Below are 15,463 nucleotides of genomic sequence, written 5' to 3'. Positions count from 1 at the left end.
AAGGGAACGAACTATGACCAAAAGATGGAACAACATCGGCCGCGCCGCTTTCGCAGCCGCCCTCATACTCAGTGCCAGTTATGCCGAAGCCGCCGGCATCCTCACCATCGGCCGCCGCGAGGATTCGACGACATTCGATCCGATCAAGTCGGCCCAGAACGTCGACAACTGGGTGTTTTCCAACGTCTTCGAGGTGCTTGTCCGCGTTGACAAGACCGGCACCAAGCTGGAGCCCGGCCTCGCCGAAAGCTGGACCGTTTCCGACGACGGCCTGACCTACACGTTCAAGATCCGCGACGCAAAGTTCTCCGACGGCTCGCCGATCACTGCCGAAGATGCCGCCTTCAGCCTGCTGCGCATCCGCGACCACGAAGGCTCTCTCTGGAGCGACAGCTACAAGATCGTCGAAACCGCCGAGGCGGCCGATCCGAAGACGCTGGTCGTCAAGCTGAAGACGCCCTCCGCGCCGTTCCTGTCGACGCTTGCCCTTCCGAACGTCTCGGTGCTTTCCAAGAAGGCCGTCGAGGCTGGCGAGGACGCCTTCGCCGAGCTGCCAACGGCATCATCCGGCGCGTTCACCGTCAAGGAGTGGCGGCGCGGCGACCGGGTAATCCTCGAAAAGAATCCGAACTTCTGGCAGGCCGACCGTGTGAAACTAGACGGCGTCGAGTGGATTTCGGTTCCGGACGACAACACTCGCATGCTGAACGTCCAGGCCGGCCAACTCGACGCAGCGATTTTCGTTCCGTTCTCGCGCGTCGAGGAACTGAAGAAGGACCCGAACCTCACGGTTCACATTGACACCTCGACCCGCGAGGACCATCTGCTCATCAACCATGAGCACGGGATGCTTGCCAAGAAGGAAGTGCGCCAGGCACTGGACATGGCGATAGACAAGAAAGCGATCGTCGACACGGTCACGTTCGGCATCGGCACGGTCGCAAATTCCTACATTCCAAAGGGCTCGCTCTATCACCACGACGCCAACTACCAGTATCCTTACGATCCGGAGAAGGCCAAGGCGATGCTGGCCGAGGCCGGAGCATCGGACCTGACGCTCAACTATATCGTAAACGCCGGCAACGAGGTGGATGAGCAGATCGCGGTGCAGCTGCAGCAGCAGTTTGCCAAGGCAGGCGTCACGGTCAATCTGCAGAAGGTCGACCCGAGTCAAAGCTGGGACATGCTGGTCGCCGGCGACTACGATATTTCGGTCATGTACTGGACGAACGACATCCTCGATCCAGACCAGAAGACCACCTTCGTGCTCGGCCACGACACCAATATGAACTACATGACCCGCTACAACAGCGACAAGGTGAAGCAACTTGTCGCCGCAGCGCGTCTGGAGCTTGATCCGGCGAAGCGTGAGGCCATGTACGTCGACATCCAGAAGACGGCGAAGGACGATGTCCACTGGGTCGACCTCTACTACAGCCCCTACCTGAACGTTTCGCGCAAGAACATCGAGAACTTCTACCAGAATCCGCTTGGCCGGTTTTTCCTGGAAGACACGGTAAAGAACTGACGATTGGACCGCCATGGACGATACAGGCTGCGAACCGGTATCGTTCCATGGCGAAGCCACCGAGGTGATCACATCTTACGATTAACTGCCAAGCGACACCTCCGAAAATATCCGATCAGCCTCCCCAGCGCAGCACCGGCGTGTCGATCGGCGCGTCCCACAAGGAAAGCTCTCGCTCCTCGAGGCGGGCAACGGTGATTGAGAGGCCCGCCATGTCCAGGGAGGTGACATAGGTTCCGACCAGCGACCGGGCAACTGTGACACCCAGGCTCTGGAGCCGCGCTCGGGCAGAATTGTAGGCGAGATAGAGTTCCGACACTGGCGTGCCACCGAATCCATTGATGAAGAGGAGCAGCTTGTCGCCCCGGTCCCGTGCCAGATCGCTCAAGATTGCCTCGAGCATCGTTTCCACGATTTCGTCGGCGGCCGCGAATTTGACCCGTGCACGGCCTGGCTCTCCGTGAATTCCGACGCCCATCTCCATCTCGTCTTCGTTGAGCGCGAAGGTTTTCCGCTCCGTGTCCGGTACGGTCACACCGCTGAGCGACACGCCCATGGTGCGGATGCGGCCGTTGAGATCCTCGCCTAGTGCGCTGAGCTCGTCGAGCCGCCAGCCGGCCTCCGCCGCCGCTCCCAGCAGCTTCTCCACCACGAGCGTTCCCGCAACGCCTCTCCTGCCCTGGCTGCGCTTCGACCCGCCGGGATTGACGTCGTCGCGCACGATCACGGTGGCGATCCGGTGCTCGGCCGCAGCGAGTTCGGCCGCCATCTCGAAGTTCATGACGTCGCCGTCATAATTCTTGACGATGAGCAGGCATCCCTCCCCGCCGTCAGTCTCCCGGATCGCGGCAATGATCTGGTCCGGCGTCGGAGAGGTGAATACATGTCCGGTGCACGCGGCGTCCAGCATACCTCTCCCGACAAAGCCGACATGCATCGGCTCGTGCCCCGAACCGCCGCCCGAAATGAGCGCGACCTTACCCGGCCGAAGGCTCCGCCGGCGAACGAACTTCCTGTCGGCTCCGAAGATCACCATGTGTTCATGGGCTGCGACGAAGCCCGCGAGGCTTTCAGCCACCAGCGTCTCGGCTCGGTTCATGAATTTCTTCATCGTGCCTCTCCCACGACGCCGTGCTCTCCTGCTTCGCGCAAATCGCCGCAACGCATAGAATCTCGGCATCGGTGGCCTTGATCGAACTCGAACATGGAGAGCCGGGGCGCAGCGATGTACTGAAACACATCAAGACCCTCTAATCCACCGTTCCGACCAGTTTCGCCATGTTCCGTACGAGTTCCTCGATCGCTTCGTCGAACAGGCGGTTCCTCTTCTCGTCGCCGAGATCGGGAACGATCAGCGAGAGCTGGCGCAGCTTCTCCGCGCTCCCGAAATCCGGCAGCTTGCCGGGGTGCGCGGACTGATAGGCCTGAAGGAAGCGCTCCTGCTCACCGGGGCTGAAGTGGCAGACGCGGAAGATCGTCGCCAGGTGCCGCGCCGGCAGCGGGGTCGAATAGGTCGGACTCGTCACCTGTGTGACGAAGCTGCGATGCTTGCCGAGCGCCGCGGCGAGCCGCTGACGGGTGCCCGACGGCCGATTGTCGATGATCTGCGCCAGGATCGTCTTGTAGGCGATGATCGCGTCTTCAACAGTCTCGCGCGACATTCATTTCATCTCCGCCGCGGCCCGCCATCCGAGCACATGCCGCCGATTGTGGATCCTATGTCCGCCACCCGATTGGGCGCCACCGAGAATTGGCGAAGGCCCGCAGCTATGAGCGCCGGTATATGCCGGGGGTCGGAGGCCATCTCGCCGCAGATCCCGATCGGTTTGTTCATTGCCTCGGCAAGTGCCACGCCCTGCGCGATCACCCTGTAGACCGCAGGCGTGGCGGCGTCGTAAAGTGCGGCAACGCTTTGGTCGTCCCTTGCGGCAGCCGCAAGATATTGCGCCAGATCGTTTGTCCCGAAAGAGAAGAAGTCCGACCGCGAAAAACGGTCGAGCATCAGCGCCGCCGCCGGCACCTCCACCATCATGCCGATCTCCGGCATGCGAGTTTGCAGCCCCCTCTTGCCAAGCGCGGTAGACTCCTCTTCGAAGATCGCCCGCATCGCATCGAGTTCCCCCGGGACCGTCACCATCGGCAAAAGGACGCCGAGATTGCCATGTACAGCGGCGCGCAGCAGCGCGCGCGCCTGGGCGCGGGCAAGCTCCGGCCGCGCCAGGAGCAACCGGATGCCCCGGAGGCCCATGAAGGATTCGCTCCTCCTGGCTCCGAGGCCCGGCAATGTCTTGTCGCCGCCGAGATCGAGCATGCGCACGATCGCCGGCGATTCGCCGGCCCAATCCAATGCATGCCGATAGATGTCGTAGTGCTTTTCCTCATCGAAGGCATCCGCGGGCGAAGTCACCAGAAATTCGGTCCGCATCAAACCGATGCCCGCGAAGGAGGCTGGATCAATGGCCTCGAGGTCACGCGGATCGTTCATGATGGCAGACAGCCGGATCGCAACGCCGTCGGCGGTTTGGATCGCTCCGCCGGTGCGCGAGGCGGTCGGCCTTACTGCAGGTTTCCTCGATTTCGCCTCGCGAACATGCCCATCGTCGGGCGCGATAACGGCTCGGGCATTACTCGCATCGACAAGCACGCGCGCGCCGGCGGCGACTTCGAACCGGCCCGTCGCCACCAGCATGGGTACCGAACGGCTGCGAGCGAGCATTGCCACATGGCTGGAGGCGCTGCCTTCGAAGAGGACGATGCCGCCGCCCGCGGTCCAGTCATGCGCGAGGAAGAGGCTGGGCTCGAGGTCCTTGCCGACGAAGACCGAACCGGGTGCAAAATCTTCCAGAGGGCGGCCCGTGAGCGCGCTGAGGACGCGATTGCGGATGTCGACGATGTCTACCGCGCGGGCGCGGAGCTGCTCATCGGGCGCCTCCTCGATACCGGCGATATAGTCGTCGAGCGCGCCGAACCAGGCGAGTGCGGCGCCATCCCCGGCCACGATCCGCTCCTCGGCCATTTCGACGAGAGCCGGATCGAGCAGCATCTCGATCTGGAAGTCGAGAATGCCGGCGCTCTCCTCATCCGACCGATACGCGAGAGCCTCGAGCTCCGCGACGGCGGTGGCGACCGCCTGTCGCAGCCGGTCGCCTTCCGCGGCCACGGTGTCGCCGGGCGCGAGCGCCTCCGCCGTAAATTCGGCGGCGAGATGGACAGGCCCGACCCCTACACCCGGAGAGGCGGATACCCCGGGGATTTCAAGCGCTTCGGCCATGCTTCTGTTCTTCATCGAAATCGCGCTCGACGAGCGCCTTGAGCGCATGGATCGCTTCCGCGGCGCGCAAGCCTCGGGTTCGGATTTTCAGGATCGAACCCCTCCGAATCCTCGCCCCCATGATCTTGACGATGCTCTTGCCGTTCAGCCAGACGTTGCTGTCGTTGACCTCGATCTCGACGGTGCAGGGAAACGATTTCGCGAGCCGCGTGAAAACGACCGACGGGCGAGCATGCAGCCCGAAGCCGTGCGTCACCTCGATCTCCGCCTGACAGTAACCCTGCGTGTCCACTGCCTCGGGCGCTTCCCGTCGCGGCCTGTTGTCCATCACGGCGACAGTTCCTCCGCGGTCGCCACGACGCGGGCAAGAGCCGCCCCGCCCGACGCTTCAGCAGCAGCCATCACCGCCCCCTCGACCAAAGGCGCGTCGCAAATGATCACTCTTCGGGACCGCGGCTCCCCGAGCATTTCGATCGCCATTTCGCTGTTCGTCTCCGCCCCACCGAGATCGACGAAGATGGCTACCCCGGCATCCGACCAGGCCCGTTCGATGGCGGCAAGGATGCCGGCGGCGTGCGTGCCGAGCCCACCCTCCGCGTTGCCGCCCGACCAGGCGAGCGGCACGCAGTCGCCGACCATCTGGCGCACCATGTCGGCGGCACCTTCCGCGACAAGGGGGGAATGCGAAACGATGACGATGCCGACATTTGCAGATTTCGGGGTCATGCCGGACAATGCTCCTCCAAGAAACGACAGATCGCCGCCGTCAGCAGCGCACAACTCTTCGCGCCCGGATCGACATGTCCGACCGACCGGTCACCGAGAAAGGCGGCGCGCCCGCGCATCGCCCTCATGCCGAAAGTCAGGCTTGCCGCCCGTTCCGCCTCTTCGCAGATGTGTGCCAGTCCCGCGCGCCTTACCACTTCGGCATGCACCGGGTAAAGCACGTCGAGCAGCGTCTTGTCGCCGGGACTCGCCCGCCCGCGGCGGGCGACGGCAGTGATGGCAAGCTCGAGCGCGCGTGCAAACTCGATCTGTCCGTTCGAACCGGCCAATTGACGACCGGTCTCGATCAGCAGCGTTCCGTAGAGCGGACCGGCCGCACCGCCGACGCTCATGACGAGAATGAGGCCTATCTCCTCCAGTGCTTTCGGCAGAGTAAGTTCTGCGAGCCGGTTTCGCTCAGCGTAGACCGCCTCCAGGCCGCGACGCATGTTGGTGCCGTGGTCTCCGTCGCCGATGGCCCTGTCGAGTTCCGACAGATGATCGGCATTGGCGGCAATCACCTCGCGACAGGCCTCGATCAACCCGCCTATGAGCGCTGCATGTGCCACCACGACCAACACCTTTTACCAATCTCTCTCGATCATACTCGCGATCGGCCGCCATCGTTAGAGCATGTGCTTAGCGCGGGATGAGGAAAAAGTTGCGCGGTTCTCCGCCCGCATCCGGCGCTGACTTATAAGAGTCGATCACGTTTATGATTTCGGTCGATCCGACCTGAAATCATCGTGTTCTAGGCAAGCCCTGCTGCGACTTCGAAGACCGCGGCCACCGCGATGGCTCCCGGGTCTGGTACGCCGTCGAGATCCCGTTCGCCGATATAAGAGGCGCGCCCGGCCTTCGCCTTCTTCATCGCGCGGGTCGCATCGGCGCCGGCGCGGGCTGCGGAAGCCGCCGCGGCGAGACCGCCCGCCTTGAGGGCGCGCAGCGCCGGATCCAGAGCATCCACCATCGTGCGGTCACCGACGGCCGCCCCGCCGTAGAAGGTCATCCGTTCGAGTCCCGACAGCAGCGCGCCCGCCATGTCTTTCGTGTCCGAATAGGCCTTGGCCGCCGCGGTGAAGAAGATCGACAGGAGCACGCCGCTCGATCCGCCCATGCTGGTGCTGAGAATGCCGCCGATCGAGGAAAGCGTCGCGGCGATGTCCTTCAGCGGCAGCCTTTCGATCTGGGCAAGAACGCTGCGCGAACCCGTCGCCACGGTTGAGCCGGTATCGCCGTCGCCGGCTCGGGCGTCGAGATGGTTGAGTTCCGCTTCGAGCGAGAGCAGATGATCGCAGATCGCCGCGATCAGCCGATCGGCGGCCGGATCGTGACTGGCCGCGACGGACTGAGCGGCAGGCCGAACAATCGCCGGTGCAACGGCGACATCATGCCGCTCGACGGCGGGCATCCACGCATGTGGGCCGACGGGCGACTTCAATGCCGCCTCACGCTCGCCATCAAGCCGGATGAGCGACAGCGAAAAGCCGTTCATGTTGAGCGCCGTCATCATCGGCGCTGGGCCTATCGTCAGTTTCACACGCGTGGCGAGTGACGAGGAAAGGACCGTGTGGGCGATCAATCCCATCTCGATCGGCGGCACGGCGCCGAGATTGTTGATGAGAAGCGCATAGCTGCCGTCTCCCGGAAGCGCTCTGGAAAGCCGCTCGGACATGGTGGCAACAATGCTGCGCGCCTCCTGCAGGGCGATCCGTTCGGCGCCGGGTTCGCCGTGGATGCCGAGCCCCAGTTCCCCCTCGTCCGCCTCGAGCCGTTCCGCATGGGCCTGGCCGGGAATGGAGCAGGAAGAGAGCGACACGCCGAGCGAAACGATGTCGCGCGCGGCCGAGCGGGCGGCAGCGGCAACCGTCTCGAGATCCGCATCCTGCTCGGCCAAGTGCCCCGCAATCTTGTGGACGAAGAGCGTTCCGGCGACGCCGCGCGGCTGAGCGATATCCGGAAGCGCGATGTCGTCGGCAACGATTACCATCTCGACGCGAAAGCCTTCGACGCGCGCCTTTTCCGCCGCGAGCCCAAAATTGAGGCGATCGCCCGTGTAGTTCTTGACGATCAGCAGGCAGCCCTTCGGCCCGGTCACCGCGCGGATTGCGGTCAACACCGCATCGACACTCGGCGAGGCGAAAATCTCGCCGGAAACCGCCGCAGTCAACATGCCTTTCCCGACAAAGCCCGCATGCGACGGTTCATGGCCGGCCCCGCCGCCGGAAACGACCGCAACCTTCGCCTTGTCCCAGTCGCCGCGCAGGACGACCTTGACGTCGGGATAGCTGTCGAGACGCGCGAGGGTGCCGGCTGGCGCAGTCTGCAGCAAGCCATCCAGCGCTTCGGTGACGATGTTTTCCTTGCGGTTGAAAAAGTGCTTCATCGTGCTCATCCAATTACCTGTTGATTGATCGCGCGTCGCTTTCAGCAGACTCATGCGACGTGCTTTAGGTCTTCGTTTTTATGCATGTCGTTGTCCCAATAGCGCTGCACACTTTTGGGCGACATGCATTAGCATCAGCGCAGCCGCTCGCCGGCCGACCCGAAATAAAGGGGCTGTCTCAGCGAAAGGTTGATCCGGTCGCCCGGTTTGATGGAGAGATAGGGATCAGCAAGCGTCACGAGCTTGTGGCCCTTCACCCGGATGTGCAGGTGGTTCTGATCGCCGAGATGCTCGATCCAGTCGACTTCGGCATTGCCCTGAGCGTTGGTCGCGATCTCCAGATGTTCGGTGCGCGCGCCGATCGTCAGCGCGCCGAATGGTGGCGCGGCGCCGGGCAGAAGGTCTATGGGAAGCAGGTTGATGTGCGGCTGGCCGAGGCGCGCGGCGACGTGCAGATTGGCCGGTTCCGTGTAGATCTCCCGCGGCGTGCCGACCTGCACGAGCCTTCCCTCGGACAGAATGCCGATGCGATCCGCCATCGTCATTGCCTCGACCTGGTCGTGAGTGACGTAGAGAAGCGTCGAGCCCAGCTCCTTTTGGATCCGCTTCAGTTCCAGCCGAAGCTCCGCCCTGAGCTTCGCGTCGAGTGACGACAGCGGTTCGTCCATCAAATAGATCGCCGGACGGCGCACCAGCGCGCGGCCGATCGCGACGCGCTGCATCTCGCCGCCGGAAAGCCGCGTCGAGCGGTTTTGGAGCTTGTGCTCGATCCGAACCATGCGTGCGACCTCGCGCACGCGGCGGTCGATCTCCTCGGCGGCGAGCCGCCGTGCCGGCGAGCGCAGCGGAAAGGCGAGGTTGTCGTAGACGCTTAAGTGCGGATAGAGCGAATATTGCTGGAAGACAAAGGCCACGTCCCGCTCGGCCGGCGACTGCCGACCGACGTCGCGGCCGGCAATCGTCACCCGCCCGCAATCCGGTGTTTCGAGCCCTGCGATCAAACGCAGGGTCGTCGTCTTGCCGGCGCCCGTCGGCCCGAGGAGAACCACGAATTCCCCGTCCCGAACGGTCAGCGACAGATCGTCGACGGCGGCCGTATCGCCGAAAGTCTTGCCAATACCGTGAAGAACAACCTCAGCCATGGCGCGCCTCCGCATAGAGGGAGGATGCGATCGCCCTGCCCGAGGCGCAGTCGAAGACGGCGAGCTTTGTCGCATTGAACTCCAGCCCGACAGTCTCGCCGAGCCTGAAGCTGCGGTCGGCCGAAACGCGCGCCTTGACGATGCCGGCGGCGGTCTCCACGGCGACGACCTGGTTGGTGCCCAGATACTCGCTGCCATAGACAGCACCGCGGATGGGGGATCGATCGCTGAGGCGGATATGTTCCGGGCGGACACCGAGCGCCATTTCGCCCGGCGCCACGTCCTCCCCCACCTCCGGCACGGCGACTTCGACACCGTCGAGGAAGATCGATCGAGTCCCTCTCTTGAGCCCCGAATGGAAGCGCATGAAATTCATCGGCGGCGAGCCGATGAAATCGGCGACATACATCGAGGCCGGACGATTGTAGATTTCCTGCGGCGTGCCGAACTGCTCGATCACGCCGTGGTTCATCACCGCGATCTTGTCGGCCATCGCCATGGCTTCGTGCTGGTCATGGGTCACGTAGACCGTGGTCGCATGGATGCGATTGTGAAGCTCGCGCAACTCATGGACCATGACCTCGCGGAACTCCGCGTCGAGCGTGCCGAGCGGCTCGTCCATCAGGAAGCATTTGGGCCGCCGGATGATCGCGCGGCCGAGCGCAACGCGCTGTCGGTCTCCGCCGGCGAGCCCCGAAACCGACCGGTCGAGGATGTGGTCGATCCTCAGGAGCTTCGCGGTCTCCTCGACGCGGGCGCGGATTTCCGCCTTCGGCACGCCCTGCGACAGAAGCGGGAAACCGATGTTCCGGCGCACATTCATGTGCGGATAAAGCGCGAAGAGCTGGAAGACGAAGGCGATGTCGCGGGCGCTCGCCCGGTTGAAGGTAACGTCCTCGCCGTCGAGATAAATCTTGCCGCTGGTCGGCAGCTCGAGCCCGGCGATCATCCTGAGCGTCGTCGTCTTGCCGCAGCCTGACGGCCCGAGCAGCGCCAGAAACTCGCCGTCCTGGACCGTGAAACTCGAATCCTCGACAGCGACGAAATCACCGAACTGCTTGCGCAGGTTTACGACCTTGATTTCGGACATCGCTTACTCCGGAAATTTCGAGACGATGATGAACATGACGGTTCCAGTCAGCAGCATGGCCAGCGAATAGGTGTAAAGCGCCAACAGGAACGGCTGGAACAGCATCACGAAGCCCGCAGCGATCAGCACCGTCGCGATGTTTTCCATCGGTCCGCGCCGCAGGAACAAGGACCGCTTCTGCCGGGCCGTAGGGGTCGTTTTTTGCGGAGTCGTCATTTGCGTACCGCTCCGAAGGTGATGCCGCGCAGCAACTGCTTGCGCAGGATGATGGTGAAGACGAGAATCGGCACCAGGAAGATCGTCGTGCCGGCCGCGACCGCCGGCCAATCCTGCCCGCCTTCGCCGATGATCGTCGGGATGAACGGCGGCGCGGTCTGCGCCGAGCCCGAAGTCAGGAGCACCGCGAAGGCATATTCGTTCCAGGCGAAGATCAGGCAGAAGATCGCGGTCGCGGCAATGCCGGTCGTCGCCTGCGGCAGCACGACCTTCCAGAAGGCCTGCAAGCGGGTATAGCCATCGATCATCGCCGCCTCTTCGTATTCGCGGGGAATCTCGTCGATGAAGCCCTTGAGGAGCCAGACGGCGAGCGAGACGTTGACGGCGGTATAGAGCAGGATCATCCCGAGGGCCGTGTCGGAAAGTCCGAACTGGCGATACATGAGGTAGATCGGGATCGCGACCGCGATCGGCGGCATCATCCGGGTCGAAAGAATGAAGAACAGGAGATCGTCGGCGAGCGGAACGCGGAACCTGGAGAAACCGTAGGCCGCAAACGTTCCGAGAGAGACGGCAAGAAAGGTCGAGCCGAAAGCGATCACGAGCGAATTGCCGAAGCGCGGCCAATAGTTCGAGGGGCCGGCGATGACCATGTTGCGGCTGCGGGTGATCTCGTCGCAGGTGCTGGTCGGGGCGGGGAGCGACTGGATATAGTCCGGCGTCTGCCTTGTCCGCGTCGTGAAAAGATTGCAGAAGCCCTCGAGCGTCGGGGTGAAGACGACCTTCGGCGGATAACTGATCGAATCCGGCGGCGACTTGATGCTCGTCAGAAATATCCAGGCGAGCGGGATCATCGTCACCAGCGCATAGAGGATGACGATCGTGCCGGCGATGCGCTTCACGGTCGGCGTCGGCTCGACCACGGAATGGGCGGTGGTATTGACCGAACTCATCGCTGTTTCACCTTGTTGAGCGCTTTGACGTAGATGTTGGCGAGGCCGAACACCGCGACGAAAAGAATGATTGCGAAGGCCGAAGACCGTCCGGTGAGCCAGCTTTCGAAGGCCTCGCGCTTCAGCGTGATCGATGCGACCTCGGTGGTGGAACCAGGCCCTCCACCGGTCAAAAGCATGACCATGTCGAACATCTTGAAATTCTCGATGCCGCGGAAGAGCACGGCAAGCATGATGAAGGGCAAGGCCATCGGAACGGTGATCGACCAGAATTGCCGCCAGGCGGAGGCGCGGTCGACCTCGGCCGCCTCGTAGATGTAGTCCGGGATGGACCTGAGGCCGGCGAGGCAGATCAGCATGACATAGGGTGTCCACATCCAGGTATCGACGATGATGATCGCCCAGGGCGCCAGGCTCACCGAACCGAGCATCTCGAAGGATGACGGCGGAATGCCCGTGAAGAACGAGACGATATAATTGAAGAGGCCGATCTGCGGCTGGTAGAGAAACCGCCAGAAATTGCCGACGACCGCCGGCGACAGCATCATCGGAATGAGGATGACCGTCGTCCAGAAAGCGTGGCCGCGGAACTTGCGGTCGATCAGATAGGCAAGTGCGAAGCCGATGACCGTCTGTAGGAGGATCGTCCAGAAGACGAAATGCGCCGTCGTCTGCATGGCGATCCAGATGTCCGGATCGTTCAGCACCCGCTGGTAGTTGCGCAAGCCGACGCCATCGACTTCGGCGTTGGGGCGGTTCGCGCGGAAATTCGTGAAGGACAGATAGACCGCCCAGATCAGCGGGAAGATATTGATCGCAAGCAGCAAGGCGATCGTCGGCGTTATGAAGAGCCAGGCGATGGCGCGGTCCGAAAGGCCGCGCACCCGAACCGCGACGTTCGTCGGCGTAGCGCGGGCAAGCACGTCGGCGGATCGCTCCGCAATGGTAGAAGGGGCATCGGTCACTGACGTCACCTGAATTCAAGGAAGGATCGGGTTCGAGGCCGACGGCCCGGACCTTCGCAGCCGGGCCGTGTTGCTGAGGAAGCCTAGAGCTTGCCTTCGTCCTCGAAGATTTCCTTCCAGTCGTTGACGAGAGAGTCGAGTGCCTCTTGCGCCGTGCCCTGGTCGGCAACGACATAGTCGTGCAGGCGCTTCTGCATGGCCTGCAGCAGGATCGCGTAGGACGGCTCCTGCCAGAAGTCCTGCACCTGGTTCATCGCGACGAGGAAGTCGGCCGCGAAGGGCTGGCTGGCCTTGAAGGACGGATCATTCAGGACTGCGTTGTGCACGGCGTAGCCGCCGAGCGCCCACCATTTCTTCTGGACATCGGGCTGAGCGAACCACTTGATGTAGGCGAGCGCGCCGTCCATGTTGTCGGTATTGGCGACGACGGACATCCCCTGCCCGCCGAGCGTCGAGGCGGCGACCTTCTGCTTGGGATTGACGAAGAAGCCGATCTTGTCGCCGCCGACCTTCTCGTCCTTGTGGAGGCCCGGGAAAAAGGCGAACCAGTTCATCGCCATCGCCACCTGGCCGGATTTGAAGGCGTCGAGCCCCTCGCCCATGTAGCTGTCTGTATAGCCAGGCGGCTGACAGCATTTGTAGAGAGCCTTGTACGCTTCGAGGCCCGCCACTGCATCCGCGGAATTGACGGCGCCGTCCATGTCGTATTTGCCGCCGGTCTGCTCGTATTTGAAGCCATAGGGATAGAGCGCCGAGGTCGCGCCCATGGTGATGCCCTCGGAGGCACGCTCGGTGAAGATCGCGGCACCATAGACCTTCTGGCCGTCGATCTCGCGACCGGTGAAGAATTCGGCGACCTGCTTCAATTCATCCCAGGACCGCGGCGGGCCGAGGTCGCGGCCGTATTTCTCCTTGAACTCGGCCTGCAATTCCGGCTTGGCGAACCAATCCTTGCGATAGAACCAGCCGTTGGCGTCACCCATGGCCGGCAGAGCCCAATAGTTCGGTGTGCCTTTCGGCCAGGTGGAATAGGCATTGACCGCGGCTTCGGCGAAGTCGCTCATCTTGATGCCTTCCTTGTCGAAGAAATCGTTGAGCTTGACGTAGTAGCCGTTTTCCGCGGAACCGCCGATCCACTGGCTGTCGCCGATCAGGAGATCGCAGAGCTTGCCGCCCGAATTGAGCTCGTTGAGTATGCGGTCGGCGAAGTTCGGCCACGGCACGAACTCGAACTTCATCGTGGTGCCGGTCGCTGCGGTAAAATCCTTCGAGAGCTCGACCAGCGCATTCGCCGGGTCCCAGGCTGCCCAGCACAGCGTCAATTCATCGGCCTTCGCCATTCCCGGTATCGCCGTCGACAGCACGAGTGCCGACGACATGCCCATCAGGGCCTTCGTCATCTTCCGCATGTATTCCTCCCAGATACAGAGCCGACTGATGCCGGCCTCGGAAAATTCTCCCTTGCTCACATGCCCAAGCCATACTCCCTCATGTTAAGCAATATGTTTAGTGATATACGTTTTACTAAACACATCAAGTGAATTCGTCGCTGCGGCGCAGCATGCGCCGCGTGGAGAGCCAGAGGGGGAGCGTGCAGAGGCTCGAGCGGCCTTGGAACGTGATTCTGGTCGCAAACCATCAACACGTCTCAACGCGCGGAAGACCGTTACGATAAGGTCGCCTCAAGTGTGCCCTAATAATTATTGGTCTACTTGATTAATTTATAAGCATCAAACGCACAAATTATGAGCATAAATTTGAAAAGCTTCTGCTTTACTTTAGAGGACATCAGACTATACTGTCGATGTTTCTAGGGTTCCGATGCGATAAAGCATGACTGGACCGAGAGAAACCTCCGGTGGGGAGACATCCACCGGGTCCACGGCGGGATAAAAGCCCGGGAGGCTCATGCAGCGATGTCGTTGCTTTGGGAATCCCGACCCGTGATTTCCGAGAAATGAGCGCAGCTTGAGCCCCAAGTCGAACAAGGGGAACAGACGATGCGTTTCGGAAATGGCAGATTCGGTTTTCGCGCCCTCTCGGCCGCTCTCGGCATCTCTCTCGCGCTTCTCGCGGGCGGGACGCAGGCGGAACCGAAGAAGGAATTCAATATCGCCTGGACGATCTATGTCGGCTGGATGCCATGGCCCTATGCGGCGGATGCCGGGATCGTGAAGAAATGGGCCGACAAATACGGCATCACCATCAACGTCAAACAGATCAACGATTACGTCGAGTCCATCAACCAGTACACCGCCGGCGGCTTCGACGGCGTGACGGCGACGAACATGGATGGCCTCACCATTCCGGCCGCCGGCGGCGTCGACACCACGATCCTGATCATCGGCGATTTCTCCAACGGCAATGACGGCATCGTCTCCAAGATCGCGAAGACGCCCGCCGATCTCAAGGGTGATAGCATCAATCTCGTCGAACTGTCGGTCTCGCACTACCTGCTTGCGCGCGCTCTCGAAGCGGCGGGGCTTTCCGAAAGGGACGTGACGATCGTCAACACCTCCGATGCCGACATGGTCGCCGCCTTCAAGTCGCCGGAGACCTCGACGGTCGTCACCTGGAACCCGCTGCTCGCCGAGGTCAAGGCCGAACCAGGCTCCGCAGCGCTGTTCGATTCTACGCAGATCCCCGGCGAGATCATCGACACGTTGATGGTCAACACCAAGGTGCTCAAGGACAATCCCGACTTCGGCAAGGCGCTCGCCGGCATCTGGTACGAGACGATGTCGGTCCTGACGGACCCGGGCGAGAAGGGCAAGACCGCACGCGCCGCGATGGGCGCGATGTCCGGCACGGACCTTGCCGGCTTCGAGTCCCAACTTGCGGCGACCAAGCTGTTCGCGACACCTGAGGAGGCGGTCGCCTTCACCGAGAGCGAGGACCTCATCAAGACGATGGACCTCGTCAGAAGCTTCTCCTTCGACCATGGCCTGCTCGGCGACGGCGCTTCCGACAAGGACGCCGTCGGCATCGCGTTTCCGGGCGGGCAGGTTCTCGGCTCGACCGACAACGTGAAGCTGCGCTTCGACGTCGGCTACATGAAGCTCGCTGCCGAAGGCTCCCTCTGACGCCGCTGCAGGGCACAGACTGACGCTGGCCCTGCCCTGCCGGCTTCGGCCCGAGATGTTCTCC

15 protein-coding genes and 1 riboswitch are annotated in these 15,463 nt (G+C 62.5%); of the genes, 2 read left to right on the top strand and 13 right to left on the bottom strand.

Going from position 1 to position 15,463, the window contains the following annotated elements:
* The first annotated feature begins 13 nt into the window (after positions 1-13).
* Positions 14-1,528, top strand: a complete 1,515-nt coding sequence (locus AYK65_RS27340) for an ABC transporter substrate-binding protein (protein ID WP_046116704.1) — start codon at positions 14-16, stop codon at positions 1,526-1,528.
* Positions 1,529-1,643: 115 nt separating this feature from the next.
* On the opposite strand, the gene dhaK is transcribed toward AYK65_RS27340, so the two are convergent.
* From dhaK to AYK65_RS27275, 13 genes are all read right to left on the bottom strand, one after another.
* The gene (dhaK, locus tag AYK65_RS27335; RefSeq protein ID WP_026615012.1) at positions 1,644-2,639 is read right to left on the bottom strand and encodes a dihydroxyacetone kinase subunit DhaK; all 996 of its coding nucleotides are present in this window, start codon (positions 2,637-2,639) and stop codon (positions 1,644-1,646) included.
* A gap of 139 nt (positions 2,640-2,778) precedes the next feature.
* Positions 2,779-3,189, bottom strand: coding sequence for a hypothetical protein (locus AYK65_RS27330; protein WP_026615011.1), 411 nt, complete (start codon positions 3,187-3,189; stop codon positions 2,779-2,781).
* 5 nt (positions 3,190-3,194) lie between these two features.
* The gene (locus AYK65_RS27325; RefSeq protein WP_081162289.1) at positions 3,195-4,799 is read right to left on the bottom strand and encodes a putative PEP-binding protein; all 1,605 of its coding nucleotides are present in this window, start codon (positions 4,797-4,799) and stop codon (positions 3,195-3,197) included.
* Complete coding sequence (locus AYK65_RS27320) at positions 4,783-5,127, bottom strand: HPr family phosphocarrier protein (protein WP_026615009.1); 345 nt, start codon at positions 5,125-5,127, stop codon at positions 4,783-4,785. The genes AYK65_RS27325 and AYK65_RS27320 overlap by 17 nt, the downstream gene beginning before the upstream one ends.
* The gene (gene dhaM, locus AYK65_RS27315; protein ID WP_026615008.1) at positions 5,127-5,525 is read right to left on the bottom strand and encodes a dihydroxyacetone kinase phosphoryl donor subunit DhaM; all 399 of its coding nucleotides are present in this window, start codon (positions 5,523-5,525) and stop codon (positions 5,127-5,129) included. The genes AYK65_RS27320 and dhaM overlap by 1 nt, the downstream gene beginning before the upstream one ends.
* Positions 5,522-6,142 (bottom strand): dihydroxyacetone kinase subunit DhaL, encoded by a 621-nt coding sequence (gene dhaL / locus AYK65_RS27310; protein ID WP_420810268.1) that lies wholly within the window; start codon positions 6,140-6,142, stop codon positions 5,522-5,524. Before dhaL ends, dhaM begins: the two co-directional genes overlap by 4 nt.
* A 173-nt stretch (positions 6,143-6,315) precedes the next feature.
* Positions 6,316-7,950: a dihydroxyacetone kinase subunit DhaK gene (locus AYK65_RS27305; protein ID WP_081162363.1), complete on the bottom strand. Its 1,635-nt coding sequence runs from the start codon at positions 7,948-7,950 to the stop codon at positions 6,316-6,318.
* Between the two features lie 134 nt (positions 7,951-8,084).
* Positions 8,085-9,092, bottom strand: coding sequence for an ABC transporter ATP-binding protein (locus AYK65_RS27300; protein WP_026615005.1), 1,008 nt, complete (start codon positions 9,090-9,092; stop codon positions 8,085-8,087).
* Positions 9,085-10,182 carry an ABC transporter ATP-binding protein gene (locus AYK65_RS27295; protein ID WP_026615004.1) on the bottom strand — a complete coding sequence of 366 codons (1,098 nt, stop codon included), beginning with the start codon at positions 10,180-10,182 and terminating at the stop codon, positions 9,085-9,087. Before AYK65_RS27295 ends, AYK65_RS27300 begins: the two co-directional genes overlap by 8 nt.
* Before the next feature lie 3 nt (positions 10,183-10,185).
* On the bottom strand, positions 10,186-10,398 hold the full coding sequence (locus AYK65_RS27290; protein WP_026615003.1) for a hypothetical protein: 213 nt from the start codon (positions 10,396-10,398) through the stop codon (positions 10,186-10,188).
* Complete coding sequence (locus AYK65_RS27285) at positions 10,395-11,351, bottom strand: carbohydrate ABC transporter permease (RefSeq protein WP_026615002.1); 957 nt, start codon at positions 11,349-11,351, stop codon at positions 10,395-10,397. Before AYK65_RS27285 ends, AYK65_RS27290 begins: the two co-directional genes overlap by 4 nt.
* Positions 11,348-12,316, bottom strand: a complete 969-nt coding sequence (locus tag AYK65_RS27280; RefSeq protein ID WP_026615001.1) for a carbohydrate ABC transporter permease — start codon at positions 12,314-12,316, stop codon at positions 11,348-11,350. The genes AYK65_RS27285 and AYK65_RS27280 overlap by 4 nt, the downstream gene beginning before the upstream one ends.
* Before the next feature lie 83 nt (positions 12,317-12,399).
* Positions 12,400-13,725 carry an ABC transporter substrate-binding protein gene (locus AYK65_RS27275; RefSeq protein WP_081162284.1) on the bottom strand — a complete coding sequence of 442 codons (1,326 nt, stop codon included), beginning with the start codon at positions 13,723-13,725 and terminating at the stop codon, positions 12,400-12,402.
* A 390-nt stretch (positions 13,726-14,115) separates the two neighbouring features.
* Positions 14,116-14,222: riboswitch (guanidine-I (ykkC/yxkD leader) on the top strand.
* Between the two features lie 94 nt (positions 14,223-14,316).
* Between AYK65_RS27275 and AYK65_RS27270 the strand changes: the two genes are divergently transcribed.
* The gene (locus tag AYK65_RS27270; RefSeq protein WP_081162281.1) at positions 14,317-15,399 is read left to right on the top strand and encodes a putative urea ABC transporter substrate-binding protein; all 1,083 of its coding nucleotides are present in this window, start codon (positions 14,317-14,319) and stop codon (positions 15,397-15,399) included.
* Positions 15,400-15,463: the final 64 nt, after the last annotated feature.

The organism is Ensifer aridi (assembly GCF_002078505.1).
Classification (GTDB): Bacteria; Pseudomonadota; Alphaproteobacteria; order Rhizobiales; family Rhizobiaceae; genus Sinorhizobium; species Sinorhizobium aridi.
Note: the sequence above shows the minus strand (reverse complement) of the source record. Positions and strands in the feature narration are given on the sequence as shown.

Bases quoted from the DNA above. Each gene is read 5' to 3' on its own strand.
- AYK65_RS27340 (WP_046116704.1), top strand. From the start codon at position 14: ATGACCAAAAGATGGAACAACATCGGCCGCGCCGCTTTCGCAGCCGCC.
- dhaK (WP_026615012.1), bottom strand. From the start codon at position 2,639: ATGAAGAAATTCATGAACCGAGCCGAGACGCTGGTGGCTGAAAGCCTC.
- AYK65_RS27330 (WP_026615011.1), bottom strand. From the start codon at position 3,189: ATGTCGCGCGAGACTGTTGAAGACGCGATCATCGCCTACAAGACGATC.
- AYK65_RS27325 (WP_081162289.1), bottom strand. From the start codon at position 4,799: ATGGCCGAAGCGCTTGAAATCCCCGGGGTATCCGCCTCTCCGGGTGTA.
- AYK65_RS27320 (WP_026615009.1), bottom strand. From the start codon at position 5,127: ATGGACAACAGGCCGCGACGGGAAGCGCCCGAGGCAGTGGACACGCAG.
- dhaM (WP_026615008.1), bottom strand. From the start codon at position 5,525: ATGACCCCGAAATCTGCAAATGTCGGCATCGTCATCGTTTCGCATTCC.
- AYK65_RS27305 (WP_081162363.1), bottom strand. From the start codon at position 7,950: ATGAAGCACTTTTTCAACCGCAAGGAAAACATCGTCACCGAAGCGCTG.
- AYK65_RS27300 (WP_026615005.1), bottom strand. From the start codon at position 9,092: ATGGCTGAGGTTGTTCTTCACGGTATTGGCAAGACTTTCGGCGATACG.
- AYK65_RS27295 (WP_026615004.1), bottom strand. From the start codon at position 10,182: ATGTCCGAAATCAAGGTCGTAAACCTGCGCAAGCAGTTCGGTGATTTC.
- AYK65_RS27290 (WP_026615003.1), bottom strand. From the start codon at position 10,398: ATGACGACTCCGCAAAAAACGACCCCTACGGCCCGGCAGAAGCGGTCC.
- AYK65_RS27285 (WP_026615002.1), bottom strand. From the start codon at position 11,351: ATGAGTTCGGTCAATACCACCGCCCATTCCGTGGTCGAGCCGACGCCG.
- AYK65_RS27275 (WP_081162284.1), bottom strand. From the start codon at position 13,725: ATGCGGAAGATGACGAAGGCCCTGATGGGCATGTCGTCGGCACTCGTG.
- AYK65_RS27270 (WP_081162281.1), top strand. From the start codon at position 14,317: ATGCGTTTCGGAAATGGCAGATTCGGTTTTCGCGCCCTCTCGGCCGCT.